The organism is Saccharothrix deserti (genome assembly GCF_009769385.1).
GTDB lineage: Bacteria > Actinomycetota > Actinomycetes > Mycobacteriales > Pseudonocardiaceae > Actinosynnema > Actinosynnema deserti.
Map to the genome: position 1 here is coordinate 107,675 of NZ_VKAB01000031.1, position 23,986 is coordinate 131,660.

Consider the following 23,986-nt stretch of genomic DNA (forward strand, 5'->3'; position numbering starts at 1 on the left):
GGCTCAGTGATCGCGTTGCTGCTCGGCCAGGAAGCGCTCGAACTCCGCGCCGAGCTCGTCCGCGCTGGGCAACGGCTGGTCCTCGGCCACCAGCAGGTTCTCCGAGGCCTCGGTGAACGCGTCGTACTGCCGCTCCAGTGCCTCGACCACCTGCGCGACCTCCGACGACTCCGCCACCTGACGGGCGATCTCGGCGTCCGTCCGCCGCGAGGCCTCGTTCAGGGCGGCGGCCTGGATCACCAGACCCGTCGACTTCGTCAACGCCTGGAGCAGACCCAACGCGGCGGCCGGGTAGGTGCCCTGCGCGAGGTAGTGCGGGACGTACGCGGCGAGACCCATGGCGTCGTGACCGGCCTCCCCGAGCCGCAGCTCCAGCAGCGCCGACAGGTTGCCCGGCACCTGCACCCGGCTGAACGGCGAGCCCTCCATGACCAGCTCGGGCCTGGTGGCGTGCGAGATCACCGACAGCTTCCGGGTGTGCGGCACGCCCATCGGGATGCCGTGGAAGCTGATGGCGAGCCGAAGCTGCCACCGCTCGACCAGCGACCGCACCGCCTGGGTCACCGCCTCCCACCGGCGATCCGGCTCGGGGCCGGTCATCAGCAGGAACGGGGTGCCCACCGCGTCGTGCAGCAGGTGGACGACCAGCTCGGGCGCGTCGTAGTGCTCCCACCGGTCCGTGGCGTAGGTCATGGTCGGCCGCCGGGCGCGGTAGTCGATCAGCTCGTCGATGTCGAACCGCGCGATCACCCGATGCTCGTGCACCTCCAGCAGGTGCGCGACCAGCACCGATCCCGCCGCACCGGCGTCCATGAAGCCGTCGAAGTGGTGCAACAGCACCGCTCCGCTCAGGTCCGGGACGTCGGAGTCGACCTCGTACAGATCCTCCGGGTCCAGCGCCACCTCGTGCCTCCCCAAGTGCTCACATGCCAGTCCTCCTTTCCGTCAACGTCGACCGACCGCTGATCCATTCCCCGATCCCGTCGAGCATCCTGGCCAGGCCGAATTCGAAGAGCGTGTCCAGCCTCAGGTCCAGGTCGGCGCCCACCGCCCGGCTGAACATCGGGAACCTGCCGGTGGCGGCGATGTCCAGCAGGGCCGGCGCCTGCTGGTCCACCCACTCGTCCCCGGTGATCCCGGTGTGCTGCCGCTGTTCGGCTTCCGGCTCGATGTTGACCGCGACACCTCGCACGAAGCCGAACATGGTCACCGCGGCGTGCATCCTCTCCTCCAGGCTCAGCCCCTTCCCGTCGAGTGCGCTCAACACCCACTCGGTGTGCGCAACCGCGCTGGGCAGCAGTTGCGGCCTGGTCATCGACATCGCCGGCGCGAGCCACGGGTGCTCCTGGAACAGCCTCCACTGCAACCTCGCGGAAACCTCCAGTCGCTCCCGCCAGGCCTGTGGCGAATTCCGCGGCGCCGGGTCCGGCAACTCCTCCTCCCTCAACACGTGGTCGATCATCCGCAGGACCAGTTCGTCCTTGTTCTCGACGTGCCGGTACAACGACATGGTCGCCACGCCCAGCTGTGACGCCACCCGCCGCATCGACAACCCGTCGAGCCCTTCCGCGTCGGCGACGCGGACCGCCGCGAGGACCAGCCGCTCGCCGGTCAGGTCGGTCTCCTGCGCGCGCGGTCGCGCAGCTTCCCCACCCTCCGACGACACGACCGTGCCCACCCCGGCCACGGAGCGCACGAAGCCCTCGGTCCGCAAGGTGACCAGCACCTTGGTCGCCGTGGCCATCGCGACGCCCCAGTTGACGGTGATCTCGCGCGTCGAGGGCACCCGATCACCGGGGCGCAGTTCGCCCGACTCGATCCGATCACGGATTTCGCGCGCTATCCGCTGGTAGATCGCGTCAGTCATGCCCGCCTCCTCGAATGTAGTGCACCGGAGTCTAGCGCACTAGTGCACCATCGAGTGATTGACCAGGTAGTACAGACATGTACGTTGTACACATGAACACCGTATTGATCTCCGGCGCCAGCATCGCCGGCCCCGCCCTGGCCTACTGGCTGCACCACCACGGGTTCACCCCGACCGTCGTCGAGCGGGCGCCCGCGCCCCGGCCCGGCGGCCAAGCGGTCGACCTGCGCGGCACGGCCCGCGAAGTCGCCGAGCGGATGGGCATACTCGCCGAAGTGCGCGCCGCTCACACGGGCGCGCGGGGCATGGCGTTCGTGAACGCTGAAGGCAAGCGCACCTCGACCATGGCGTCCGACACGATGGGCGACTCGGGCGGCGTGATCGCCGAGCTGGAGATCCTGCGGGGCCATCTGGTCCGCATCCTCCACGAGGCGACCGCGACCGGGGTCGAGTACGTCTTCGACGACGGCATCACCTCGCTCACCGAGACCGAGCACGGTGTGGAGGCGACCTTCGAGCGCGGCGAGCCCCGCACCTTCGACCTCGTGATCGGCGCGGACGGGCTGCACTCCAAGGTGCGGTCGCCGGCGTTCGGCCCGGAGTCGGAGTTCGCGCACGACCTCGGCGCCTACATCTCCACCTTCGGCACCACCCAGCGCGAAGACCTCGACGGCCGGCAGCTGATGCACACCGCGCCCGGTCGCACCACCGGCATCTACCCCACGCCGGGAGGCCGGGCCAAGGCGATGTTCGTGTTCGCCTCGCCCCCGGTGGAGCACGACCGGCGTGACACCGCGCGGCAGCGCGAGCTGATCGCCACCACGTTCGCGGGCGACGGCTGGGAGGTGCCCCGGCTGCTCGACGGCATGCGTGACGCGCCCGATTTCTACTTCGACCGGCTCCGCCAGATCCGGATGGACACGTGGTCGTCCGGTCGGATCGCCCTGCTGGGCGACGCGGCCTTCTGCGCGTCACCGATGGCGGGCAACGGCACCAGCATGGCGCTGGTCGGCGCGTACGTCCTCGCGGGCGAGCTGGCCACCGCGCCGGACCACCGGACCGCGTTCAGACGTTACGAGGAGGAGATGCGCGAGTACGTGGCGCGGTGCCAGAAGTTCGCGCTGAGCGGGGTCGACAGCCATGATGCCGAAGTCGCGGATGTTCACCCGCATGCGCGATTTCAGCCTGCGCGTCCTGCCGCACATCCCGGGCGCGATGAAGTTGTTCGGCGATCTCCAGAAGATCTCGAACACGGTGACGCTGAAGGACTACGCTCCCCGGAGCTTGACCTCCAGCTGACTCCAGGTCTTACGTTCCGGGCATGGACATGGAAACCACCGCCTGGATGTCGCTGTACCACGTGACGAACGCGCAGAACGACAAGCGGCCGTTCTCGGTCGCCACCCTCCGCCGCATCTGGGCGTTCGCGAACCCGCACCGGGCGCGGCTCTTCCAGTACCTCGCGCTGAGCGTGGTGGTGGCGGTGCTGGCGGTGGTGACGCCGGTCCTCGCGGGCCGGATCGTGGACGCGATCGTCAACGGCTCGACGTACGAGGTGGTACTCGGTCTGGCGGGCGTCATCGCGGGCATCGCGATCGTCGAGGCGGCGTTGGGCCTGGTGACGCGGTGGCTGTCGGCGAGAATCGGCGAAGACCTGATCCTGGACCTGCGGACCACGGTCTTCGACCACGTGCAGCGGATGCCGATCGCGTTCTTCACCCGCACCCGGACCGGGGCGCTGGTGAGCCGGCTCAACAACGACGTGATCGGCGCGCAGCGGGCGTTCAGCGACACCCTGTCCAGCGTGGCGGGCAACCTGGTCACGCTGGTGCTGACGCTGGTGGTGATGATCGGCCTGTCGTGGCAGATCACGCTGCTCGCGCTGGTGCTGCTGCCGGTGTTCGTGGTGCCGGCGCGGCGGATGGGTTCCCGTCTGGCGAGGCTGGAGCGCGAGGCGGCCAACCACAACGCGACGATGAGCACGCAGATGACCGAGCGGTTCTCGGCGCCGGGCGCGACGCTGGTGAAGCTGTTCGGCCGGCCCGCGCACGAGTCGTCCGAGTTCGCGGAGCGGGCGCGGCGGGTGCGGGACATCGGGGTGCGCACGGCGATGGTGCAGACCGTGTTCCTCACCGCGCTGACGCTGGTGTCGGCGCTGGCGTTGGCCGTGGTGTACGGGCTGGGCGGGTTCTACGCGCTGCGCGGTGAGCTGGACCCGGGTTCGGTGGTGGCGCTGGCGTTGCTGTTGACCAGGCTGTACGCCCCGCTCACGGCGCTGGCCAGCGCGCGGGTCGAGGTGATGAGCGCGCTGGTGAGCTTCGAGCGGGTCTTCGAGGTGCTCGACCTGAAGCCGTTGATCACCGAGAGGCCCGGTGCGCGGTCGGTGCCGGACGGCCCGGTGTCGGTGGAGTTCGAGAACGTCCGGTTCGCCTACCCGTCCGCGGACAAGGTGTCCCTGGCGTCGTTGGAAGAGGTCGCGGTGCTCGACAGCCGCGGTGGAGTGGAGGTGTTGCACGACATTTCGTTCCGGGCCGAACCGGGCCAGGTGGTGGCGCTGGTCGGCTCGTCGGGCGCGGGGAAGTCCACGATCGCCTCACTGCTGCCCCGGCTGTACGACGTGGACTCGGGCACCGTGCGCCTGTCCGGCGTGGACGTCCGCGACCTGTCGGCCGACTCGGTCCGCGAGGTGCTGGGCATGGTGACGCAGGACGGCCACCTGTTCCACGAGTCGATCCGGTCGAACCTGCTGCTCGCGCAGCCGTCGGCGACCGAGGAGGAGCTGTGGGAGGTGCTGGGCCGGGCACGGCTGGCGGACCTGGTCGAGTCGCTGCCGGACGGGCTGGACACGGTGGTGGGCGAGCGCGGCTACCGGTTGTCCGGTGGTGAGCGGCAGCGGTTGACGATCGCCCGGCTGCTGCTGGCGAAGCCGCGCGTGGTGATCCTGGACGAGGCCACCGCGCACCTGGACTCCACGTCGGAGGCCGCGGTGCAGGCCGCGTTGGGTGAGGCGCTGGCCGGGCGGACGGCGGTGGTCATCGCGCACCGGCTGTCGACGATCCGGGCGGCCGACCTGATCCTGGTGGTGGAGGCCGGCCGGGTGGTGGAACGCGGCACCCACACCGACCTGCTCGCCGCGGGCGGGCGTTACGAGGAGCTGTACCGGACCCAATTCGCGGAGGAGGCGCGAACGTCATAGAGCACAATCGTGGTCATGCGAACCATCGGGTTGATCGGCGGCATGAGCTGGGAATCGTCCGCCGAGTACTACCGGCTGCTCAACGAGGAGACGAGGCGCAGGCTCGGCGGTCACCACTGCGCGCCCAGCCTGCTGCTGACGGTCGACTTCGCCGAGATCGAGCGGTTGCAGCGGACCGGGCAGTGGGAACGGTCGGGCGAGCTGCTGGCGGAGGCCGCGCGGAAGCTGGAAGGCGCGGGCGCGGAGTTGGTGCTCTTGTGCACCAACACCATGCACAAGGTGGCCGACGCGATCACGGACGCCATCAAGGTGCCGTTCGTGCACATCGTGGACGCCACGGCACGCAGGTTGACCGACTACCGCAAGGTCGGGTTGCTGGGCACCCGGTTCACCATGGAACAGGACTTCTACCGCGATCGGATGCGTCAGCACGGCATCGAGCTGGTCGTCCCCGAGGAGCCGGACCGCACGCTCGTGCACGACGTCATCTACCAGGAGCTGACGAAGAACCGGGTGGAGCCGGCCTCCCGCGCCGCGTACCGGGACGTGATGGCACGCCTGGTGGACCGCGGCGCGGAGGCGGTGGTCCTGGGGTGCACCGAGATCACGCTGCTGGTCGACCAGTCCGACAGCACCGTGCCGCTGATCGACTCGACCCGCATCCACGTGGAGACGGGAGTCGACCTGGCCCTGGCCTGAAGCCGAGCGGCCGGCTCCCGCACCGCCTTCTTCCCCATACCGCGCGATTGCGGCATCGACCTCCGACAATCGGGTCCGGTTCAGACATTCCCGCCGGTCTTCTGATGCGCCACATTGGACGCCGCCCCGTAGTAGTAGGCACGCACGCGGTAGGTGGCGGATTTCTCCGTGGGCAATGTGATCAGCCCGAACGACCGCACGTCCGGGTCGAGCTGCGCGGCCACCGAGAAGTCCGCCGCCCCGGCGGGCCGCACCTCCAGCAGGTACCCCTCCTCCCCCTCCGCGTGATCGGTCCACGTGAACAGGATTCCGTTGGCGTGCTTGACCTCGGCGCGGAAATCGGTGGGACCGGCATAGGCGGAACGCACCGGACGGGCCCCGCTCGGGCCGTTGATCGGCGCGGCCCACGCGTGGCCGTCGGACTCGGGCACCTCGTCGCCGGGCGGCAGCGTGACGTCCGCGGTCGCCGAGGTCGGCCCGTGGTACGACCGCACCCGGTAGTAGAACGGGGTCTGCGGGATCAGGTCCGGGTGCTCGTAGGCGGTCCGGTCGGGCGGCGCGAACTCCAGGACCGTGTAGGCGCCGTCGGGAACGTTCGCGTACTCGACGACCTGCCCCGCCGCGCCCGGTTCCGCCTCCCACACCAGGGAGACGTCGGTCGGCGAGGTCAACGTGGCGGTGAGCCGTCGGTGCTGCTCCTGGCCGCAGGCAGCCAGGAGCAGCACCACCAGCGGGACGAGACGCCTCACTTGCGCCAGAACCGGACGCCGCTCCACACGACCGTCGCCGGCCCTTGACCGCTGTTCGTGCGGTAGGCGCCGAACTTGTCGTAGAAACTGCCGCCGGGGCTGGCGTAGGTGTGCCGTTGCGACCCGTTGATGTAGGTGCGGTGCTGACTGCCCACCGCGTGCACCGTGTTCACCCGCACGGTCGTGCCGACGGTCGCACCGGTGGCGACCGTCGCGCCGCCGTGCACCGCGTACAGCCGTCCGCCGCGTTCCACGGCCAGCATGAAGTACGGCCCGGCGTCCGAACCGTCCCGGAACGTCTGCTTCAGGCTGATGCGGGTGCCGCCGAGGCTGGTGATGCGGAAGGAACCCTCGAACTGGCGGGTGCCCCCGGTGTACGTGGCGTACCGGCGCTCGGCGCGCTGGTCGCCACTGGCGGTGGAGCAGGTGAGGCGGAAGGTCAGGTCCGCGACATCGCCGCAACCCCGTTCCTGCACGGTGAACGAGGGTGAGTACGAGGTCCACGGTCTCGACTCGACCTGGGCGTGCGCGACCGGCGAGGCCATCAGCAGCCCTCCGGTCAGCACCGCTCCGACCAGGGCTCGGAGCGTTCCGGACATGCTCGCCTCCTTCGACTCCCCTGGCAGCGGGGAGCGTCAAGGCGGTGGCGCAAGTCACTGTAATTGGTCTGGACGACTTGGACAAGGAGCACCCCGTCGGGGATCTCCCCGAGGCCGCGGACATCCGCGTGCGGCAGAGTGGACGGCATGGAGCTGACCCCGCGCGCCCTGTTCGGTCTGGCGAGGAACACCGTCGAGACCGCCGTGTCCGTGCCCGGCCGGGTGCTCGACCTGCTCGGCGCGGCCGAGGCCGTCGTCCGCCGGGCCGACGAACTCGTCACCCGCACCGAACGGGTGCTGGACGAGACCGAGGCGCTGGTCGGCCGGGCCAAGGCGGTCACCGCCACGGCCGAGGACGTGACGACCGACGTCGGCCGCACCGCCCGCACGTCACGCGAGCTGCTCGACAGCTACGCGCCGATCGCGCAGAAGGCGCAGCCGTTGGCGCAGCGGTTCGTGGACGACCTGTCGCCGCACGAGGTGGACGCCGCCGTGCAGCTGGTGGACCAGCTGCCGGTGCTGACCAAGCACCTGATCGACGACGTGCTGCCGATCCTGGCCACGCTGGACCGCGTGGGGCCGGACATCCACCAGCTGCTGGAGGTCACCAACGACGTCCGGCAGGCGATCCTGGGCATCCCGGGGTTCGCGTTCATGCGCCGCCGCGGCGAGAACAAAGAGGACATCTAAAGCGTTCTTCGTGCCCAGGGTGCGCAGGATTCACCGAGAACTCGACCTGAAAGGTCGACGCCTCACGGGGAGCGCGTTCCCCCGTGAGGCGTCACGATCCGTCGCATGCCGCAACGAAGAAGACCGCGCAGGTCCCGGCCGGACTGGTCCCAGATCTCCACGCTGCTCACCGCGCTGGCCGCCGTGGGCGCGCTGGTGTTCACCGGCTTGTCGGTGCGCGCCACCCAGGAGCAGCTGGACCTCGCCCGGGCCGCCCTGGTCTCGGACCGGTTCACCAAGGCCGTCGAGCACCTGGGCAACGACAAGATGGACATCCGCCTCGGCGCGGTCCTCGAGCTGGAGCGCGTCGCCCGCGACTCCGCGGACGACCAGGAGGCCATCGGGTCGTTGCTCGCCGCTTTCGTGCGCCGCGCCCGCCCGCTCAACGGTCCGTGTTCGGACGACCTGAGCCTCGGCCACACCGACGTGTCCGCAGCCCTGCGGGTGCTCACGACCGCATCCGTCGGTCCCGTCACGGACCTGAGCCTGACTTGTCTGTCCGGCGCGGACCTGCGGCGGGCCGACTTGAGCGGGGCCAAGCTGAACGGCGCCGACCTCACCGACCCCCGGCCCGCCGGCGCGAACCTCAACGACGCGAAGCTCGGCGAGGCCAAGCTCCGCGACACGGACCTGCGCTACGCGTTCCTGCTGCGCGCCGACCTGACTCGCGCGGATCTGAGCGCAGCCGATCTCAGGAACGCGCAACTCCGCGACGCCGACCTCACCGGCGCCAACCTCCAACGCGCGAAACTGACCGGGGCAGACCTCACCGGGGCACGGCTCACGGGAGCGAACATCCGGGACGCCGTCATGGCCGAAGATGTGCGGGCGGACGCCGTCGCCCGCGGCGCGGTAACCGATCCGACCCCGTCTACCCCGGCCGGGTGCACCTCCTGACCCTACGGAGGGAAGCACCTCCTCTCGCCACACGGTGCGACTTAGCTTCGGACCATGACGAGCAGAACCCAGGGTGGGCCGTACCGCCCTTCAGTACCTGACCAGCCGGGCGGCGCGCCGGTAAGCGGCACATACGCGGCCATCGACAAAGACGGCGTCGTGCTCGGCACCAAGTACTACGCCAAAGGGCAGTCCTTCACCTGTTACGAGCCGACGAACAACTGCGACGTGACCTGGCACCTTCGCGTGACGCACGTCGCCGGGGAGTCCGAGTAGCGGACTGGCCGTGCGTCCATGGCGGGTGATTTTCACGGGTCGAGTTCGTGACCGGGGGCGTCCGGCGTGATGTTGCGCTGCTTCAGCTCGGCCTCGAACACGTGCCGCACGCCGCCGAGCAGCCGGTCCCGCGCCGTGCGCTCCCACTCGCGGATGCAGCGGTAGTAGCCGTCGTCGTAGTCTTCGAGCAGCTGGAACGTCCAGCGGCCGTGCACCACGTTGCGGCCGACGAGTTCGGTCTCCAGGCCCTCGGCCAGGTCGGCGTGCCCGGCTTCACGCAGCAGCCGCGCGGCGTGCTGGACCTGCGCGTCACCGACACCGGTGAGCTGGTGGAACGAGAAGAGGTGCCCGCGCGCCCGTTCGGTGGTCTCCAACGCCTCGGTCAACGCGCCCACGGCCTCGACGGTCGCGTCGTCCACGCCGTCCGGTCGTCTGCCACCCGTTTTCCGCATGGGCTGGTGTTACCCGCGCCGAACCGTCCTACCCGTCCACGATCGGCTGAACCCGCCCGCTGGACGTGAGGTCGACCGTGAACTCCTGGTCGGCCTCGTCGGCACACGGCTCGCGAACCGCCTCCGCGCCCTCCACGACCGCGCCGCCCCGCAGCCCGACACACGCCGAACCGCCCGCGGACCGGAACCGGTAGCGCTGGTCGCGGACGAGTTCGACGCGGAACAGCTGGTCGTCGTTGTCGTCGGCGCAGTGGTTCTGCGGCTCGACGAGGTGTTCGGCCGGACCGGAACGGATCACGGTCAGGCAGCCGATGACCTTCTCCACCGGGTGCTCCCACTTGATGGTGGTGAACTCGTCCCCGACCGGCTGCAGGAACACCCGCGGTCCCGGCACGGCACACGGCCGCAGCGCCGCGATCTCCGAGGGGTAGCGGCCGGAGCTGTCGCGCCCCTCGGTCAGGCACAGGTCGGGCGCGTCGGCCGCGTGGATGGTCGCCCAACTCCCCGCGGACACGAGTGGCAGCAGTTGAGCACTGGGGAGCACGTCCCCTTGGAGGAACACGGTGGTCATGCCGAGCACGGCGACCACGACGGCGGCCAGCACGACCGACGGACGCTGCCACAGCGGCCGGTCGGAAACCGTTTTCCGCTGCTCAGGGACCTCGACCGCGTCGTGGATCCCCGTCGCCAACCGCTCACGTGCCCGCAACCACGCCGCCGGCTGCTCGACCCCGCAGGCGCGCACGTACACGGCCGGCAACTCCGGCCGCGGCAGGCTGTCCTTGCGCAGCATGTCGGCCACCGTGCTGCGGGCCAACACCTCACCCTGCGCCGCCGCACGCTCCTCGAGCCCGCGCAGGGTGAGCCCCGACCGGTCCTTGAGCTCCCGCAACATCGCCACGAACTCGACCACATCACGTGCCGCATCCGGCTGGGCACCCCGCGACGTCACAGAAAGAATCTTGGTGGTCGCCCGCCGTCCGGGCAAGGGCCGCCGAAACCCTGTCCGGTACGCCGGACAGCAGCGGAACTGTCCGGGACAGGCCGATCCTCTTGCCGGTGCACGTCGGCCCCGGACACGCTGACTTCCGCGCCGGACGAGGGGTGCGGCGCAACAGCCGGGGGCACGAGGCGGGCACGGCACAAGTGATCACGCGAGGCGCCGTGCCCGCCGTCCCGAGTCACTTTCCCAACCTGGCCGGCGGTCCGTGTTCAGGCTGCGATGGGCACGGGTGGTCGGTCGGCCTGATCGACGGCAGGAACAGGGCCGTCTGGGCGGTCCACTGCTTCACGTCGGCCGGACTCGCCCGCACCAACCGCTGGTACGTGTCCATGCCCAGACCGCGCCGCAGCACCTCCGCCAACGGCCCGCAGGCGCAACACGTGGAACGCACGCACGCCTCGACATCCGCGACGACGGCCCAAACACCATCGTCGGACAACAGCGCGGGCGTGAATTCCATACCCCGATGATATTCGAACGGACGTTCGCAGATCATCACACGACCAGGCGAAACGATCACGTCAGAAACGGAGGTTCACCAAGTACTCGTAGCCGATCCGGGCCGTTGCGAGAGCGTCACGCGGCTGGTCGTTCTCCACGATGTACTCGGCCACGTTCGTCGCCCCGAAGATCCGCGCGAAATCGATCGTCCCCGTACCCAGATCGGCGAACGACCCGTCGGCCGCACGGTCCTTCACGTGGAACTGCCGAACACGCGGGAAGTGGGCGCGGTACACCTCCACCGGATCCGCGCCACCCGTCACGGCCCAGTACAGATCCACTTCCAGGTGCACATTGCGCCGCGTCGTCCCCGCCGTGATCACGTCGAACGGCCGCACGCCCTCCACTAGCGCGAATTCGTGCGCGTGGTTGTGGTAGCCGAGGTTCAACCCCGCACGGCGCAGCTTGTCGCCCGCCGCCTCCAGTCGCGTCGTGAACGCCTGCCACTCGGCCAACGTCCCGTAGTTCACCCACGGCACCACCACGTACTTGTGGCCGAGTGTGTGCGCGTCCGCGATCACGCGGTCGAGATCACCGTCGATGCCGACGTGGCTGGACGTCGCCCGCAGCCCGCAGCGCCGCAGCACGGCGGCGAACTCGGCGGCACTGCGACCGTACGTGCCGGCCAGCTCGACCTTGCGGTAACCGATGTCGGCCAACGCCGACAGCACGGGCTCCGGGTCGTCGCCCATGATGCTCCGCAACGTGTACAGCTGGATGCTGATCGACTCCTTCGGCACCCGACGGCACAGGTGGCCGGAAGCCGACGCGGTGGCGGGTAGGGCGACTGCCGCGCCGGCGGCGACGGCGGTGCTCAGGAACGTGCGGCGGGACGGCATGGCGGCTCCTCGATCATCGGGACATGTCCTTGCGGGGAGAGCGGAAGGGGCACAGTTCTCCGATCCGGACGTTGCGAGACCACACGCCGCGGACGGCGGCGTGCTGTGGTCCAGCTCACAGGCTGGAGCGCGAGCGCAATTCTGTTCAGAGTCGACCGAAGTTGACAAGACTTTTGCTGGTTCTCGACAAAAGTCATGCACGAATGGCCGAAAATCGGGGTGGTTCCCGCTTCGGCATCACAGTCGTCGGGGGCTGATCGCCGGGTAGCGTCGGTGGCGTGGAATTCGAGGCGCGGGTCGCCGGGTACGGCGAGGTGTCGGCCGAGCTGGCGTCGCTGGACGGCCGGCGCCTGCGGCGGCTGCTCGACGCGGCCCCGGTCGTGCACTCCGGGATCGGTGGAACGGCGGTGCGGTTGGAGATCGCCGGACGACCGGTGTTCGCCAAGCGCGTGCCGTTGACGGCGATCGAACGGCGTCGCGAGGGGTCCACCGCGAACATGTTCGCGCTGCCCGCGCACTACCAGTTCGGCGTCGGCTCGGCCGGGTTCGGGGTGTGGCGCGAGCTGGCCGCGCACCTCGCCACGACGGGGTGGGTGCTCAGCCGGCGGCACGAGGGCTTCCCGCTGCTGTACCACTGGCGGGTGGTGGACGGGGCGTCGTCGGTGCCGGTCGACCGGGCGGAGATCGCGTCGTCGGTCGAGTTCTGGCACGGGTCGGTCGCGGTGCGGCGGCGGTTGGAGGCGTTGGCCGAGGCGTCGGCGGCGGTGGTGTTGTTCTGCGAGCACTTCCCCGGCACGGTGCGGCAGTGGGTGACGGGACGGGAGGTCGCGGACGCCTGGGACGTGATGGCGACCTACGCCGACAGCGCGGAGTTCCTGCGGGACAACGGGTGGGCGCACTTCGACGGGCACTTCGGCAACGTCCTCACCGACGGGCGGCGGCTCTACTGCACGGATTTCGGGCTCGCCACGTCGTCCGCGTTCGAGTTGTCCGCCGAGGAGGCCGAATTCCTGGCGCTGACGGCGGGTCACGACGAGAGTTACGCGGTCACCAGGGTGGTGAACTGGTTGGCCGGCGCGGCGGTCGGGATGAAGGAACACCTCGCGCTGGCGGAGGTCCTGCGCCGGGGCGGAACGGGCGGGTTGCCCGCTGCGGCAAGCGCTTTCCTCTGGCGGCACGCGCCGATCGCGACGGTGGTCAACGAGTTCTACGCCCGCTTGCACACCGAGAGCCGCACCGCGCCCTATCCCGCCGAACGGTTGCGTGCCGCGGTCGCGTAGTCCGGTAGCGGCGGGGTGTGAACGGCGTGGTGCGGCATGATGTCCGCGTGCGCGATACGGCAGGCCCGTGACGGGCGGTTACCTGAAAGGCCGGATCCGCCGCGAGGACATCATCACGGCGGCGGTCGCGGTCTACGGCGAGGCCGGGTACCACGGCTCTTCGCTGCGCGAGATCGCCAAGCGCGCCGGGATCACGCACGCCGGCCTGCTGTACTACTTCCCGACCAAGGAAGCGCTGCTCGCCGCCGTGCTGGAACGCCGTGACGCGGAGGACGCCGAGCGCGAGCAGCTGGAAGCCCCGCCCGGTCTCGACGTCCTGCGCCACTTCCTCGCCCTGGCCGAGCACAACGTCCGCCACCCCGGCATCGTCGACCTCTACTCGCGCCTGGCCGCCGAGGCCGTCGCCGCCGACCACCCGGCGCACGACTACTTCGTCCGCCACTACCGCGGAGCGCGGGCGGGCGTGGTGGACTCGTTCCGCGCCCTCGCGGACAGCGGCGAGTTGCGCCCGGACGTCGACCCGGCGGCGGCGGCGCTGACGTTCATCGCGCTGATGGACGGCTTGCAGGTGCAGTGGTTGACCACGCCGGACGAGGTGGACCTCGTCGGCTCGCTGCGGTTCTACCTGCGGAGCCTGCTCACCGTCCCGCTCGACTAGTCCCGGTCGCCTGGTCCCGCTCGACTAGGCGGCCACGTGCGGGTTCCAGTCGACCGGTAACGCGGGCGGCGGCTCGACCGTGCTGGCGACGTCCACCGAACGCCCGAGCGTGATGGACTCCTCGATGGCCACCATCGCGTCGAGCACGTGGTAGGCGAGCGCACCGGACGCCCGTTCCGGCTCACCGGCCCGGATCGACCGCGCCAACTCCAGCACACCGGTGCCGCGTGACGCCGAATGTCCTTCCGCCGCAACCGTTTCCACACCGTCGAACAGGTGCAGCGTGGTCGCGCCGTCGAACCCGTTCGGGTCGGGCAGCACGGCGGTGCCGAGCGTGCCGGCCACCTCCACGAAGCCTATGCGCGGCAACGCCGAGTCGAAGCTCAGCACCACCTGCGCCGACCCGCCACGGGTGAACTCGACCAGCGCCGTCACCGTGGTCGGCACGGTCACCGCGAACTCGACGCCCGCACGCGGCCCGGCCCCGATCACCCGCGTGTCCCGCGCCCGGCCGCCGGTGGCGGTGACCCGGCGGATCGGGCCGAACAGGTGCACCAGCCCGGTCAGGTAGTACGGCCCCATGTCGAGCAGCGGCCCGCCACCCGCCTGGAACAGGAACTCCGGCGCGGGGTGCCAGCTCTCCGGCCCCGGCGTCTGGAACAGGGCGAGCGCGGTGCGCGGCTCCCCGATCCGACCGGCGTCGACGGCGCGCCGCGCGGTCTGCCACCCGGCGCCCAGCACGGTGTCCGGCGCGCACGCGACCCGCAGTCCCCGTTCGGCGGCGCGGTCGAGCAGCTTGCGGGCGGACTGCCGGTCCAGCCCGAGCGGTTTCTCCACCCACACGTGCTTGCCCGCGTCGAGCGCGGCCAGGCCGACGTCGACGTGCGCGGCCGGGATGGTCAGGTTGACCACCAGCTCGATGTCCGGGTCGGCTAACAGCTCGGCGACCCCGCACGATCGCGGCACGCCGTGCCGGGTGGCCTGCGCCGCCGCCCGCGCCGGGTCGAGGTCCGCGACGGCGAGCACCCGCACGTCCGGGAAACCGGTGAGGTTGCTCAGGTACGTGTCGCTGATGACGCCCGCGCCGATGACGCCGACGCCGACCGGGGCGCTCATGCGCCGACCCCGGCCAGGAACGCGTGGCTGGCCGCGATGCCGTCGAACACGTCACCGTCGTAGGCGTCGAACTCGACCACGTGCAACGCGTCCGGCGCGGCGGCCAGCACCTCGGCCACCGGCACCCGCCCCTGCCCGGCCGGCACCTGACCCGAACCGTCCTGCGCGAGCCCGCCGTCCTTGACGTGGATCGCGTGCACCCGGTCGCCGAGGCGGCGCAGCAGCGCGGGCGCGTCCTCGCCGCCGACCGTCGCCCAGTAGGTGTCGACCTCCAGCACGACCCGGGGATCGAGTCGGTCGGCCAGCACCTCGAACGCGCTGCGGCCGTCGATCCGGGACGCCAACTCCCACCAGTGGTTGTGGTAGCCGACGCGGACACCGTGCTCGGCGGCGACCTCGGCGGCGGCGTTCAGGGCGGACGCGGTGGCCGCGATGTCCGCCGGATCATTCCACTTCTCGGGCCCCACGAACGGATCGATGACGACTTCGATGCCGCAGTCGGCCGCGACGGCGAACACGGCGTGCTGGTCGGCCCCGATGAGCTGCGCGTGCGCGGTCGGCGCGGTGAGGCCGTGTTCGGGGAGCACGGTGCGCAGGACGTCCGCGTTCTCGACGACCCCGTAGGGCTCGACGCGGGTGAAGCCGATCGCGGCGAGCCGCCGCAGGGTGTCGTCGGGATCGGCCGCGAACGCGTCGCGGACCGAGTACAGCTGCACGGAGGTTCTGCTCATCCCAGCTCCTGACGTCGACGTCGGCGGCAGTGCGTGCGGTGCTGCGGTGCGCGATGCCCTGCGGGCACCGGGTGGAAGCGCTCCCAAGATTTCTACCACTTGGTAGAAATCTTCACCAGAGTCCAGCCCGCCGCGAATCGGCGCGGAGCTGTCACGAGGTCGCGGTCTTGCGGGTGCGGCGCGCCCGCGCCGGTGGCGGCACCACCGGCGCCTCGCACCCCGAAGGGCACTGCGCCAACTGCGTGCACACCACGACCGGCCCGACCATCGACGTCACGACCAGCGAACCGTCCGCCCTGGTGGTGAGCGTGACCGTGGCGGACGGCTCGGCCGACGGCGCGTGCCGCGCGTGGTCCCTGGTGCGCCGGTTGAACGCGGCCAACCCGATCAACCCGAACGCGGTCAACCACACCAACCCGAGCGACGCGTAACCCAACGCACCGCGCGACGTGAACCCCGCCGCCGCACCCGCCTGCATCGACCCGTACGTCGGCAGGAACCGCACCACGGCCTGCGTGTCGGCCGGGTTGATGATGGGGTTCTGCACCATCACGTCCACCAGCGACACCATGATGATCACGAACATGCCCGCCAGCTCGGTGGACAGCGCCAGGCCGAGCACGATCCCCAGCCCGCCGTAGGTGAGGCCGCTGGTGAACAGGCTCAGCGTCATCAGGCCCGGTTGCAGCGGGTCCCAGTACAGCGTCATGACGAACCCGGCGTAGCCCGCGACGACCGCCGCCACCAGCACCAGACCGGCGAGCTTCGCCACCAGCAGGCACGCCCGGGAGTGGCCCGCCAGCACCAGCCGCTGGTCGAACGCGCTCGACCGGCGCACCGCGGCGAACATCATGAACCCGATGATCAACGTGACCGCGTTGATCGCGCCGGACACCATGGCCAACTCGTTGGCGTTCACCGGCAACGGCCCGCGCACCACCCGGGAGTGGTACTCCACCGTGTCCGACGGGATGATCGCGCGCACGATCCCCAGCCAGACCGGGATGAAGAACACCACCAGCGCCAACGCCAACCGGTTGCGCGCGTGCTGGGCGACCTCGAACCCGATCGCCTTCACCAGCGACGCCTGCCACGTCGTCTGGTCGTCCAGGGAAGCCTTGTACGACTTGATGTCCGCCACGACCGCGGCCAACGGACTCACGCGCACACCTCGCTAGCGCTCGGCGTGGCAAGAGCCCAGGACGCTGTGTTGAATGATTCGCTCGCAAGCTCGCTCACGTTGCCACCCCTGCCTCTTCCACGACCTGACCGCCGCGCAGCCGGTGCAGCCGGTCGAACCGTTCCACGTCGTGCGCGATGTGCGAGATGACGAGCACCGACTGGCCGCGGTCGCGCAACTCCTTGGTGATCGACCAGAACGCGAGGTAGTTGTCCCAGTCGAAACCCTGGTACGGCTCGTCCATCAGCACCACGCCCGGGTCGTGCATGAGCGCCAGCACCAGGTTCAGCTTCTGCCGGGTGCCGCCGCTGAGCACACCCGCCTTGGTGCGCCGGTAGCCCGCGAGGTCCAGCCGTTCCAGCAGCTCCTGCGCCCGATCGAGTGACGGGAGGCGGTAGGCGCACTGGAAGTAGCGGAGGTGCTGCTCCACGGTCAGCTCGTCGTTGACCACGATCCGCTGCGGGCAGTAGCCGAGCCGGTCGCGGTGCACCACGGCGCCGCGATCGGGCTTCAGCTCACCGGAGAGCACCCGCAGCAGTGTCGTCTTGCCCGCGCCGTTCTCACCGATGATCCCCATGATCTCCCCGCGCCGCAGGGAGAAGTCGACGCCCCGCAGCACCTGGCGCGCGCCGAACGCCTTGTGCAGGTCGACCGCGCGCAGCGTGAAGTCCGGTGTGGACATGCCGGTCACCTCGCGCGGCGGGTCGCGCAGGTGACCAGCTCCGCCAGCGGCGGCTTGGCGGCGGGGTCCATCGACGCCGACCGCAACGCGCTCAACGCCCGTTCGGCGCGGATGCCGATCAGCCGCTCCACCCGTTCCGCGGCGCCGGTCGCGAGCACCACGTCCCGCAGCAGCCCGGCCCGCTGCTCGTCCAGGTCCGGATCGCCGTGCAGGGCCGAGATCACCTCCCGCTGCTCGGGTGTGGCCTGCTGCCACGCCAACGCCATCAGCACGGTCGGCTTGCCGCCGCGCAGGTCGTCCACGTCGGGCTTGCCGGTCACCCCCGGGTCGCCGAACACGCCCAGCAGGTCGTCGCGGAGCTGGAACGCCTCGCCGACCGGTCTGCCGTAAGCGCTGCACGCCCGCATCAGCGTCGCGTCGCCGCCGGCCAGCGCGGCGCCGATGCGCATCGGCAGCTCCACCGAGTACCGGGCGGTCTTGAGCCGGATCATCCGCCACGCCGCGCGCACCGGATCGACCTTGGACCGCGGCTTGCCGCCCAGGTCGAGGTACTGCCCGGCGATCAGCTCGGTGCGCATGGTGTGCAGCAGCGCGCGCACCTCGCGCCACCGCGCCTCGTCCACCTCCGCCCGGTCCAGCAGCTCGTCGGACCACGCGAAGCACAGGTCGCCCACCAGGATCGCGAGGTTCACGCCGAACCGCTCGGCCGCCCGCCCGTCGCCGGCGCCGTGACCGTCGAACCGTTCGGCGAGCACCCGGTGCACGGTCGGCCGGCCACGGCGCAGCACGGAGCCGTCCATGATGTCGTCGTGCACGAGCGCGAAGGTGTGGAACATCTCCAGCGCGGCGCCCGCCCACACCACCGCGCTGTTGTCGGGTGAGCCCCCCGCCGCGAGGTGACCGCAGTGGCAGAACTGCGGCCGCAACCGCTTGCCGCCGGCGACGAACGCGCGCAGCACGTCCACCAGCGGCGGCAGGCACGGGTCCGGCGCGGTGCTCGCCTTCTCGGCCATGAAGCTGTCGAGCGTCTCGTCCACCTTCGCGCGGACCTCGGCGAGATCGCCGCTCACGGCGTCGATGACAGTCATGGTTCCTCCAGAGGCGCGAACAGGACCGGGTTCCGGCGAGGAAGACGTGGGGAGCGGGGTGCGGCGGTGGACACGGTCGCTTTCAGTGAGCGGACGCGGACGCGTTCCCGGCGATCCGAAGCTAACACCCGTGGGGAGCGACCGGCGGTCCACGACGTACGCAGACCCCGTTCGGGGTCGACCCGGTGGGCCCCACCTGCGCTTCTCCCCCGGACAACCGCCCTTTGACGTGGGATGACGCGACCACGGCGACGCTGAGGTCGCCGGTTCCCCGATTTCCCGGGAACACACGCACACGTCCGTGTGGCAGCCGGCGTCTCGTTCGCGTGAAACGTGTCAAGCCCCTTGAACCGGCTCGGGCGGTGGGGCACGTTCGCCTCATCCCCGGTTGCCGCAAGGGCTTTCGAGCACCAGGAGTGGCCCGATGACCGACACCACCATCCTCCGCAGGGCTGTCCGCGCGCCGGCGCCCGTGATCACGGCACCCGCCGACCTGGCCGGTCTGCCTCCCGGCGCGCTGGACGAGCTGGCGTGCGAGCTCAGAGCACGCCTGGTCGACGCGGTGCCCCGCACCGGCGGCCACCTCGGGCCGAACCTCGGAGTGGTCGAGCTGACCCTCGCCCTGCACCGGGTGTTCCGCTCGCCGCGCGACCGGATCGTGTTCGACACCGGCCACCAGTCCTATGTGCACAAGATGCTCACCGGCCGGGCGGACGAGTTCGCCGACCTGCGCCGCGAGGGCGGCCTGTCCGGCTACCCCAGCCGGTCGGAGTCCGCGCACGACCTGGTGGAGAACTCGCACGCGTCCACCGCACTGTCCTATGCGGACGGTCTGGCGCGGGCGGCGCGGCTGCGCGGCGAGCACGACCGGCACGTGGTGGCGGTCGTCGGCGACGGCGCGCTCACCGGCGGCATGGCGTGGGAGGCGTTGAACAACCTCGGCACGAGCGACCGCCCGGTCGTGGTCGTGCTCAACGACAACGGCCGCTCGTACGCGCCGACGGCGGGCGCGGTGGGCAGGCACCTCGCGGCGTTGCGCGCGGGCGGAGGCGGAGGCGTGTTCGCCGACTTCGGGTTGCGCTACCTCGGCCCGGTCGACGGGCACGACGTGGTCCGGGTGGAGGAGGCGTTGCACACGGCGAAAGCGTTGCGGCGCCCGGTGGTTGTGCACTGCGTGACCAAGAAGGGCAAAGGTCACCCGCCGGCGGAGAACGATCCGGTGGACCACATGCACGCGGTGTCGCCGCCCGCGTCGGTCCGAGGCCCGGGGTGGACGTCGGTGTTCGGCCAGCACCTGTTGGTGCTGGCCGACCGCCACCCGGACCTGGTGTGCCTGACCGCGGCCATGCTGCACCCGACCGGGTTGACCGCGTTCGCCGAGGCGTTCCCCGATCGGGTGCTCGACACCGGGATCGCCGAACAGCACACCGTGACGTGCGCGGCGGGCCTGGCCATGGGCGGGCTGCGGCCCCTGGTCGCGGTGTACTCGACGTTCCTGACCCGGGCGGCGGACCAGGTGCTGATGGACGTGGCGCTGCACCGCCTGCCGGTGACGTTCGTGCTCGACCGCGCCGGGGTGACCGGCGAGGACGGTCCCAGCCACCACGGCGCGTGGGACCTGGCGCTGCTGCGCGTGGTGCCGGGGATGAGGGTCGCCGCGCCGCGTGACGGTGCCCGGCTGCGCGAACTGCTGGACGAGGCGGTCGCCGCCGACGGGCCGACCGCGGTCCGGTTCCCCAAGGGGGTGCTCGGCCCGGACGTCGACGCGGCGGGCCGACTCGGCGGGGTGGACATGCTGTACGGGACGTCCCGGCGGGACGTGCTGCTGGTGACCGTCGGCCCGCTCGCGGCCGACGGTGTGGCCGCCGCCGTCGCGCTCGGCGGCGAGGGCATCGGCGTGACCGTGTGCGATCCGCGCTGGGTGACACCGGTCGACCCGGCCGTGGTGGCGTTGGCCGCCGAGCACCGGCTGGTGGTGTGCGTCGAGGACGGCGTGCGCGGCGGCGGGATCGGCGAGGCCGTGGCCACCGCCCTGCGCGAGGCCGGGGTGAGCCGCCGGGTGCGGGTCCTCGGCCTGCCCGACGACTTCCTGCCGCACGGGTCGCGCGCCGACATCCTGCGCCGGTACGACCTGGACGCCGCCGGCATCGCCCGCACGGTGTCCCGATTCCTGCCGGGGTGGGGCTCGTGACCACCATCGACGCGCCCATCCGGCTCCGGCCGTTCTACTGCCCGATCGACGCCGCGATCCACCCGCGCGTCGCGGAGGCCGAGCGACAGGCGGTCAACTGGATCGACCGCATCGGCATCTGCGCGAGCGACCGGGACCGCAAACGTTTGCTGGGCACGAACAGCGCCGAGTTCTACGCCCGGTTCGCCCCGTACGCGTGCGAGGAGGGCCTCCAGACCGCCGCGCGGTGGGTGTACTGGGGTTTCATCTTCGACGACACCCAGTGCGACGCGGGTTCGCTCAGCGGCGACCCGCACACGTTCCTGGCCATGGCCGGCACCGTGCAGCGCGCGCTGGAGACGCCGTGGCACGAGGTGGTGGACGACCGGTTCGCGTTGTCGCTGCAGGACATCGGCCGCAGCATGCGCCGGTGCGCCACCCCGGTGCAGGTGCGCCGCTTCGCCGAGGCACACCGGGCGTGGCTGTACGCGGTGGCGTGGCAGGTGGCCAACCGCTCGCGCGACCACATGCCGGACCTCTCCGACTACACCACCATGCGCCTCAACTCGGCGGGCGGCGCGCCCACCATCGCGCTGCTGGAGATCGCCAACGGCGAGGAGGTGCCGGGCGCCGAAATGGACTCGCCGGCCGTGCGCGCGTTGACCGAGATGACGATCCTCGTCGCGTCGTGGGACAACGACCTCCACTCGTACGCCAAGGAGGTCCGCGAGCAGCACACCGACCAGAGCCTGGTCACGGTCCTGGCGCACCACCGGCGGCTCACGCCCGACCAGGCCGTGGACGAGGCCTTGGCGTTGCGCGACCGGGTGATGACGCGGTTCCTGCGCCTGCGCGAGCGGGTGGCCGCGCGGCCGTGCAGCGATGCCCTGCGGGTCTACCTCGACTGCCTGGGCCACGCCATCCGCGGCAACATCGACTGGGCGATCAACGTGCCCCGCTACCACGGCATGCCGCATCCGGGGTGGGCCGACGCGCCCTCCGACACCAACCCCGCACCCTTGCCGATCCCCGCCATCGCGTGGTGGTGGGACGACCTGTGAGCCCCCGGAGAAGTCCCCGGAAAGTGCACCGAAGAGTCCACGGAAAGAGTTCGCCAAGGAGCGACCATGCACCGCCTGACCACGATGACCGCCACGGCCGCCGCCCTCGTCGCCGCCTTCCACGCCACCGCCCCGACCGACCGCGACTGGCGGCCCCAGGGCGACTTCAGCACCGCCGAGGCCTGCCAGGCCGCCGGCGTGGCCGGGGCGCTGTTCGGTCAGTGGGACGACTGGATGTGCGATCACGACCACGTGCTGTGGGTGGACAAGTGACGGGCGGCCCAGTTCGGCGGCCAGGGACGTGACGCCGGCGTCCTCGATGCCGCACGCCGATCGCGGCGATCTCGCGGTGCTGCCCGTGCTCACGGCCGCAGGTCGGCGGCGGCGCGGGAGGTCGTCACCACGCGGCCGACCGTCATCACCACGTGCCCGTCGGCCTCGGACTCGCCGGTGAACGCCACCGTGTCCGCGCGGGCGTCCAGGATGCGCACGTGGTGCCGGACCACGCAGCCAGGCGTGACGGTCCGGTGGAACTCGACGTCCGTGATCGCGCCGAACAGGATCACCCGGTCGGCGTCCTCCTTCGGCTCGTCCCACAACGACAGCAGGACGGCGGCCTGGCACCACGACTCCACCAGCAACGTCGGCGGGTAGTCGTCCGGCGCGCCCGCGGCGAGGTCCGCGTACCAGGGTTCGTTGGCGCTGACCGCTTTGAGCGCGGTCAGCGACTCCCCCGGCACCAGCTCCACCACCCGGTCCACCAGCAGCATCGGGTAGCGGTGCGGCAGCACCCGGATGATGTCGGCCGGCGAGGCGGTCACTGTTCGATACCGCCGATCTCGTACCGCAGCCTGATCCGGGCGACCACGCCGTCGTCGTCGCCCACCACCGCCGCGCATCGCCGGACCGATCCGGTTTCCTCCCAGTCCAGCCGCACGGTCAGCTCCGTCCCGGGGAACGCGGGGCGGAGGAAGCGGGTCGACTCGATCGCGGCCAGCCGTGGTGTGCCCGGAGCCGTCGCACATGCGGCGCGGTGCGCGAACTCGACCACGGACACGCCGGGGAAGATCGGGAACCCGGGGTAGTGGCCCGCGAACACCGGGTCGTCCGCCGCGACCACCATGCGCGCGACGGCAGTCGGGCCGGAGCGTTCCACCACCTCGACGGGTGACCCGAGTTGGCTGACGGCGTGCCGGTCACGGGTCATCGGCGCCCGACCCGGCCGAGGACGCCGAAGTCGGCCGTGACGTCGGGCCACACCAGCGTGGCCGCGCCCCAGGTCAGGCCACCGCCGAAGGCCACGGTCAGCACCCGGTCGCCCGCCTTGACCCGGCCGTCCGCGGCGGCCTCCGCCAGCAGCACCGGGATCGACGCGGCGGCCGTGTTGCCGACCGTGTCGACGTTCGACAGCACTCTCGACTCCTCCACGCCGATGCGGTGCGCGACCGCGTCGCAGATGCGCCGGTTCGCCTGGTGCGGCGCGAGGTGGTCGACGTCGTCGGGGCCGAGGCCGGTGCGCGCGAGCGCGTCGAGCGCGACGTCCGACATCCGTTCGACGGCCTGCCGGAACACCTCCTTGCCGCGCATCCGGAAGTACTGGTCGCCCGCCGGGACCTGGATGAGGTCGGCGCCGGTGCCGTCGCTGCCGAGCACGCACGGACCGACCGCACCCAGACTGATCGCGCCCAGACTGATCGCGCCCGGCTCGCCTTCTCCGACGACGATCGCGCCCGCGCCGTCACCGAAGATCACCGCCGTGCCCCGGTCGGCCGGGTCGAGGATGGTGGAGAACGTCTCGGCGGCGATCAGCAGCACGGTCCGCGCCGCGCCGCTCGCAATGAGACCCACCGCGTTCGCCAGCCCGTACAGGAAACCGGTGCACACGGCGGACACGTCGTGCGCGGGCACGCCGATCATGCCGAGCCTGGACGCGACCTCGGGCGCGACGGCCGGGCACGACCGGTCCGGTGTGGTGGTGGCGACGATCACGGCGTCCACAGTGGACCGTGATGCCGAGCGCAGGGCCCGCGCTCCGGCGTCCACGGCCAGGTCTGCGGTGGACGTGCCCGGCCCGACCCACCTGCGGGTGCGGATGCCGGTGCGCGACCGGATCCACTCGTCGGTGGTGTCCAGGCTCGTGGCCAGGTCGTCGTTGGTGACGATCCGCTCCGGCAGGCTGCCGCCCACCCCGAGGATCACCGCTGCGCTCATCG

General features: G+C 71.2%; 27 protein-coding genes. 11 read left to right on the plus strand and 16 right to left on the minus strand.

Going from position 1 to position 23,986, the window contains the following annotated elements; genetic code table 11:
* Positions 1-3: 3 nt before the first annotated feature.
* Positions 4-903, minus strand: coding sequence for a proteasome assembly chaperone family protein (locus tag FM051_RS37140; RefSeq protein ID WP_158851650.1), 900 nt, complete (start codon positions 901-903; stop codon positions 4-6).
* 19 nt (positions 904-922) lie between these two features.
* The gene (locus tag FM051_RS37145) at positions 923-1,867 is read right to left on the minus strand and encodes a TetR/AcrR family transcriptional regulator C-terminal domain-containing protein (RefSeq protein WP_158851652.1); all 945 of its coding nucleotides are present in this window, start codon (positions 1,865-1,867) and stop codon (positions 923-925) included.
* A gap of 92 nt (positions 1,868-1,959) precedes the next feature.
* Here FM051_RS37145 and FM051_RS37150 point away from each other — a divergent pair, with 92 nt between their 5' ends.
* The 3 genes from FM051_RS37150 to FM051_RS37160 are packed head-to-tail and all read left to right on the plus strand — an operon-like array spanning position 1,960 to position 5,762.
* Positions 1,960-3,231 carry an FAD-dependent monooxygenase gene (locus FM051_RS37150; RefSeq protein ID WP_158851654.1) on the plus strand — a complete coding sequence of 424 codons (1,272 nt, stop codon included), beginning with the start codon at positions 1,960-1,962 and terminating at the stop codon, positions 3,229-3,231.
* The gene (locus FM051_RS37155; protein WP_158851656.1) at positions 3,189-5,063 is read left to right on the plus strand and encodes an ABC transporter ATP-binding protein; all 1,875 of its coding nucleotides are present in this window, start codon (positions 3,189-3,191) and stop codon (positions 5,061-5,063) included. Before FM051_RS37150 ends, FM051_RS37155 begins: the two co-directional genes overlap by 43 nt.
* Before the next feature lie 15 nt (positions 5,064-5,078).
* Positions 5,079-5,762, plus strand: a complete 684-nt coding sequence (locus FM051_RS37160) for an aspartate/glutamate racemase family protein (RefSeq protein WP_158851658.1) — start codon at positions 5,079-5,081, stop codon at positions 5,760-5,762.
* Between the two features lie 80 nt (positions 5,763-5,842).
* On the opposite strand, the gene FM051_RS37165 is transcribed toward FM051_RS37160, so the two are convergent.
* Together FM051_RS37165 and FM051_RS37170 are read right to left on the minus strand one after the other, a co-directional pair.
* Positions 5,843-6,511 carry a fibronectin type III domain-containing protein gene (locus tag FM051_RS37165; RefSeq protein WP_202919206.1) on the minus strand — a complete coding sequence of 223 codons (669 nt, stop codon included), beginning with the start codon at positions 6,509-6,511 and terminating at the stop codon, positions 5,843-5,845.
* The gene (locus FM051_RS37170) at positions 6,508-7,056 is read right to left on the minus strand and encodes a hypothetical protein (RefSeq protein WP_420803649.1); all 549 of its coding nucleotides are present in this window, start codon (positions 7,054-7,056) and stop codon (positions 6,508-6,510) included. Before FM051_RS37170 ends, FM051_RS37165 begins: the two co-directional genes overlap by 4 nt.
* A gap of 201 nt (positions 7,057-7,257) precedes the next feature.
* Between FM051_RS37170 and FM051_RS37175 the strand changes: the two genes are divergently transcribed.
* The 3 genes from FM051_RS37175 to FM051_RS37185 all read left to right on the plus strand — a co-directional run bounded on the left by FM051_RS37175 (position 7,258) and on the right by FM051_RS37185 (position 9,012).
* Positions 7,258-7,800, plus strand: coding sequence for a hypothetical protein (locus tag FM051_RS37175; protein ID WP_158851662.1), 543 nt, complete (start codon positions 7,258-7,260; stop codon positions 7,798-7,800).
* 105 nt (positions 7,801-7,905) lie between these two features.
* Positions 7,906-8,736 (plus strand): pentapeptide repeat-containing protein, encoded by an 831-nt coding sequence (locus tag FM051_RS37180; RefSeq protein WP_158851664.1) that lies wholly within the window; start codon positions 7,906-7,908, stop codon positions 8,734-8,736.
* A gap of 54 nt (positions 8,737-8,790) precedes the next feature.
* Positions 8,791-9,012 carry a hypothetical protein gene (locus FM051_RS37185; protein WP_158851666.1) on the plus strand — a complete coding sequence of 74 codons (222 nt, stop codon included), beginning with the start codon at positions 8,791-8,793 and terminating at the stop codon, positions 9,010-9,012.
* A 32-nt stretch (positions 9,013-9,044) separates the two neighbouring features.
* On the opposite strand, the gene FM051_RS37190 is transcribed toward FM051_RS37185, so the two are convergent.
* The 4 genes from FM051_RS37190 to FM051_RS37205 form a co-directional block, all read right to left on the minus strand.
* A complete protein-coding gene (locus tag FM051_RS37190; protein ID WP_158851668.1) occupies positions 9,045-9,464 on the minus strand; it encodes a hypothetical protein in 420 nt (139 codons plus the stop codon).
* A gap of 28 nt (positions 9,465-9,492) precedes the next feature.
* On the minus strand, positions 9,493-10,416 hold the full coding sequence (locus FM051_RS37195) for an RICIN domain-containing protein (RefSeq protein ID WP_158851670.1): 924 nt from the start codon (positions 10,414-10,416) through the stop codon (positions 9,493-9,495).
* Between the two features lie 229 nt (positions 10,417-10,645).
* Complete coding sequence (locus FM051_RS37200) at positions 10,646-10,927, minus strand: hypothetical protein (protein WP_158851672.1); 282 nt, start codon at positions 10,925-10,927, stop codon at positions 10,646-10,648.
* Between the two features lie 61 nt (positions 10,928-10,988).
* Entirely contained in the window at positions 10,989-11,807 is an 819-nt protein-coding gene (locus tag FM051_RS37205; protein WP_158851674.1) for a sugar phosphate isomerase/epimerase family protein, read from the minus strand.
* Between the two features lie 278 nt (positions 11,808-12,085).
* On the opposite strand from FM051_RS37205, the gene FM051_RS37210 reads away from it, so the two are divergent.
* Both FM051_RS37210 and FM051_RS37215 read left to right on the plus strand, forming a co-directional pair.
* Entirely contained in the window at positions 12,086-13,087 is a 1,002-nt protein-coding gene (locus FM051_RS37210; protein ID WP_158851676.1) for a protein kinase family protein, read from the plus strand.
* Positions 13,088-13,154: 67 nt separating this feature from the next.
* Entirely contained in the window at positions 13,155-13,745 is a 591-nt protein-coding gene (locus FM051_RS37215) for a TetR/AcrR family transcriptional regulator (protein WP_158851678.1), read from the plus strand.
* A 24-nt stretch (positions 13,746-13,769) separates the two neighbouring features.
* Here FM051_RS37215 and FM051_RS37220 read toward each other — a convergent pair whose 3' ends face one another.
* The 5 genes from FM051_RS37220 to FM051_RS37240 form a co-directional block, all read right to left on the minus strand.
* The gene (locus tag FM051_RS37220; RefSeq protein WP_158851680.1) at positions 13,770-14,861 is read right to left on the minus strand and encodes a Gfo/Idh/MocA family protein; all 1,092 of its coding nucleotides are present in this window, start codon (positions 14,859-14,861) and stop codon (positions 13,770-13,772) included.
* The gene (locus tag FM051_RS37225; RefSeq protein ID WP_158851682.1) at positions 14,858-15,592 is read right to left on the minus strand and encodes a sugar phosphate isomerase/epimerase family protein; all 735 of its coding nucleotides are present in this window, start codon (positions 15,590-15,592) and stop codon (positions 14,858-14,860) included. The genes FM051_RS37220 and FM051_RS37225 overlap by 4 nt, the downstream gene beginning before the upstream one ends.
* Positions 15,593-15,743: 151 nt before the next feature.
* Positions 15,744-16,754 carry an ABC transporter permease gene (locus FM051_RS37230; RefSeq protein ID WP_158851684.1) on the minus strand — a complete coding sequence of 337 codons (1,011 nt, stop codon included), beginning with the start codon at positions 16,752-16,754 and terminating at the stop codon, positions 15,744-15,746.
* Positions 16,755-16,827: 73 nt separating this feature from the next.
* Complete coding sequence (locus tag FM051_RS37235) at positions 16,828-17,454, minus strand: ABC transporter ATP-binding protein (RefSeq protein ID WP_158851686.1); 627 nt, start codon at positions 17,452-17,454, stop codon at positions 16,828-16,830.
* 5 nt (positions 17,455-17,459) lie between these two features.
* Positions 17,460-18,542, minus strand: a complete 1,083-nt coding sequence (locus tag FM051_RS37240; protein ID WP_158851688.1) for a polyprenyl synthetase family protein — start codon at positions 18,540-18,542, stop codon at positions 17,460-17,462.
* 424 nt (positions 18,543-18,966) lie between these two features.
* Here FM051_RS37240 and FM051_RS37245 point away from each other — a divergent pair, with 424 nt between their 5' ends.
* The 3 genes from FM051_RS37245 (at position 18,967) to FM051_RS37255 (ending at position 22,046) form a co-directional block, all read left to right on the plus strand.
* Positions 18,967-20,733 carry a 1-deoxy-D-xylulose-5-phosphate synthase gene (locus tag FM051_RS37245; protein ID WP_158851690.1) on the plus strand — a complete coding sequence of 589 codons (1,767 nt, stop codon included), beginning with the start codon at positions 18,967-18,969 and terminating at the stop codon, positions 20,731-20,733.
* Positions 20,730-21,773, plus strand: a complete 1,044-nt coding sequence (locus tag FM051_RS37250) for a terpene synthase family protein (protein WP_158851692.1) — start codon at positions 20,730-20,732, stop codon at positions 21,771-21,773. Before FM051_RS37245 ends, FM051_RS37250 begins: the two co-directional genes overlap by 4 nt.
* A gap of 66 nt (positions 21,774-21,839) precedes the next feature.
* Positions 21,840-22,046 carry a hypothetical protein gene (locus tag FM051_RS37255; RefSeq protein ID WP_158851694.1) on the plus strand — a complete coding sequence of 69 codons (207 nt, stop codon included), beginning with the start codon at positions 21,840-21,842 and terminating at the stop codon, positions 22,044-22,046.
* A gap of 89 nt (positions 22,047-22,135) precedes the next feature.
* On the opposite strand, the gene FM051_RS37260 is transcribed toward FM051_RS37255, so the two are convergent.
* Genes FM051_RS37260 through FM051_RS37270 form a run of 3 tightly spaced genes read right to left on the minus strand, consistent with a single transcriptional unit; the run spans position 22,136 to position 23,984 of the window.
* On the minus strand, positions 22,136-22,594 hold the full coding sequence (locus FM051_RS37260) for a 3-hydroxyacyl-ACP dehydratase FabZ family protein (RefSeq protein ID WP_202919207.1): 459 nt from the start codon (positions 22,592-22,594) through the stop codon (positions 22,136-22,138).
* Positions 22,591-22,980, minus strand: coding sequence for a 3-hydroxyacyl-ACP dehydratase FabZ family protein (locus tag FM051_RS37265; RefSeq protein WP_158851698.1), 390 nt, complete (start codon positions 22,978-22,980; stop codon positions 22,591-22,593). The genes FM051_RS37260 and FM051_RS37265 overlap by 4 nt, the downstream gene beginning before the upstream one ends.
* The gene (locus FM051_RS37270; RefSeq protein WP_158851700.1) at positions 22,977-23,984 is read right to left on the minus strand and encodes a beta-ketoacyl-ACP synthase III; all 1,008 of its coding nucleotides are present in this window, start codon (positions 23,982-23,984) and stop codon (positions 22,977-22,979) included. Before FM051_RS37270 ends, FM051_RS37265 begins: the two co-directional genes overlap by 4 nt.
* Positions 23,985-23,986 lie beyond the last annotated feature (2 nt).

What these genes read in the sequence shown, in the direction of transcription:
- FM051_RS37200 (WP_158851672.1), bottom strand. Translation starts at nt 10,927, where the DNA reads ATGGAATTCACGCCCGCGCTGTTGTCCGACGATGGTGTTTGGGCCGTC.
- FM051_RS37265 (WP_158851698.1), bottom strand. Translation starts at nt 22,980, where the DNA reads ATGACCCGTGACCGGCACGCCGTCAGCCAACTCGGGTCACCCGTCGAG.
- FM051_RS37235 (WP_158851686.1), bottom strand. Translation starts at nt 17,454, where the DNA reads ATGTCCACACCGGACTTCACGCTGCGCGCGGTCGACCTGCACAAGGCG.
- FM051_RS37190 (WP_158851668.1), bottom strand. Translation starts at nt 9,464, where the DNA reads ATGCGGAAAACGGGTGGCAGACGACCGGACGGCGTGGACGACGCGACC.
- FM051_RS37270 (WP_158851700.1), bottom strand. Translation starts at nt 23,984, where the DNA reads ATGAGCGCAGCGGTGATCCTCGGGGTGGGCGGCAGCCTGCCGGAGCGG.
- FM051_RS37155 (WP_158851656.1), top strand. Translation starts at nt 3,189, where the DNA reads ATGGACATGGAAACCACCGCCTGGATGTCGCTGTACCACGTGACGAAC.
- FM051_RS37180 (WP_158851664.1), top strand. Translation starts at nt 7,906, where the DNA reads ATGCCGCAACGAAGAAGACCGCGCAGGTCCCGGCCGGACTGGTCCCAG.
- FM051_RS37205 (WP_158851674.1), bottom strand. Translation starts at nt 11,807, where the DNA reads ATGCCGTCCCGCCGCACGTTCCTGAGCACCGCCGTCGCCGCCGGCGCG.
- FM051_RS37160 (WP_158851658.1), top strand. Translation starts at nt 5,079, where the DNA reads ATGCGAACCATCGGGTTGATCGGCGGCATGAGCTGGGAATCGTCCGCC.
- FM051_RS37170 (WP_420803649.1), bottom strand. Translation starts at nt 7,056, where the DNA reads ATGGCCTCGCCGGTCGCGCACGCCCAGGTCGAGTCGAGACCGTGGACC.
- FM051_RS37175 (WP_158851662.1), top strand. Translation starts at nt 7,258, where the DNA reads ATGGAGCTGACCCCGCGCGCCCTGTTCGGTCTGGCGAGGAACACCGTC.
- FM051_RS37150 (WP_158851654.1), top strand. Translation starts at nt 1,960, where the DNA reads ATGAACACCGTATTGATCTCCGGCGCCAGCATCGCCGGCCCCGCCCTG.
- FM051_RS37185 (WP_158851666.1), top strand. Translation starts at nt 8,791, where the DNA reads ATGACGAGCAGAACCCAGGGTGGGCCGTACCGCCCTTCAGTACCTGAC.
- FM051_RS37225 (WP_158851682.1), bottom strand. Translation starts at nt 15,592, where the DNA reads ATGAGCAGAACCTCCGTGCAGCTGTACTCGGTCCGCGACGCGTTCGCG.
- FM051_RS37245 (WP_158851690.1), top strand. Translation starts at nt 18,967, where the DNA reads ATGACCGACACCACCATCCTCCGCAGGGCTGTCCGCGCGCCGGCGCCC.
- FM051_RS37220 (WP_158851680.1), bottom strand. Translation starts at nt 14,861, where the DNA reads ATGAGCGCCCCGGTCGGCGTCGGCGTCATCGGCGCGGGCGTCATCAGC.
- FM051_RS37145 (WP_158851652.1), bottom strand. Translation starts at nt 1,867, where the DNA reads ATGACTGACGCGATCTACCAGCGGATAGCGCGCGAAATCCGTGATCGG.
- FM051_RS37255 (WP_158851694.1), top strand. Translation starts at nt 21,840, where the DNA reads ATGCACCGCCTGACCACGATGACCGCCACGGCCGCCGCCCTCGTCGCC.
- FM051_RS37240 (WP_158851688.1), bottom strand. Translation starts at nt 18,542, where the DNA reads ATGACTGTCATCGACGCCGTGAGCGGCGATCTCGCCGAGGTCCGCGCG.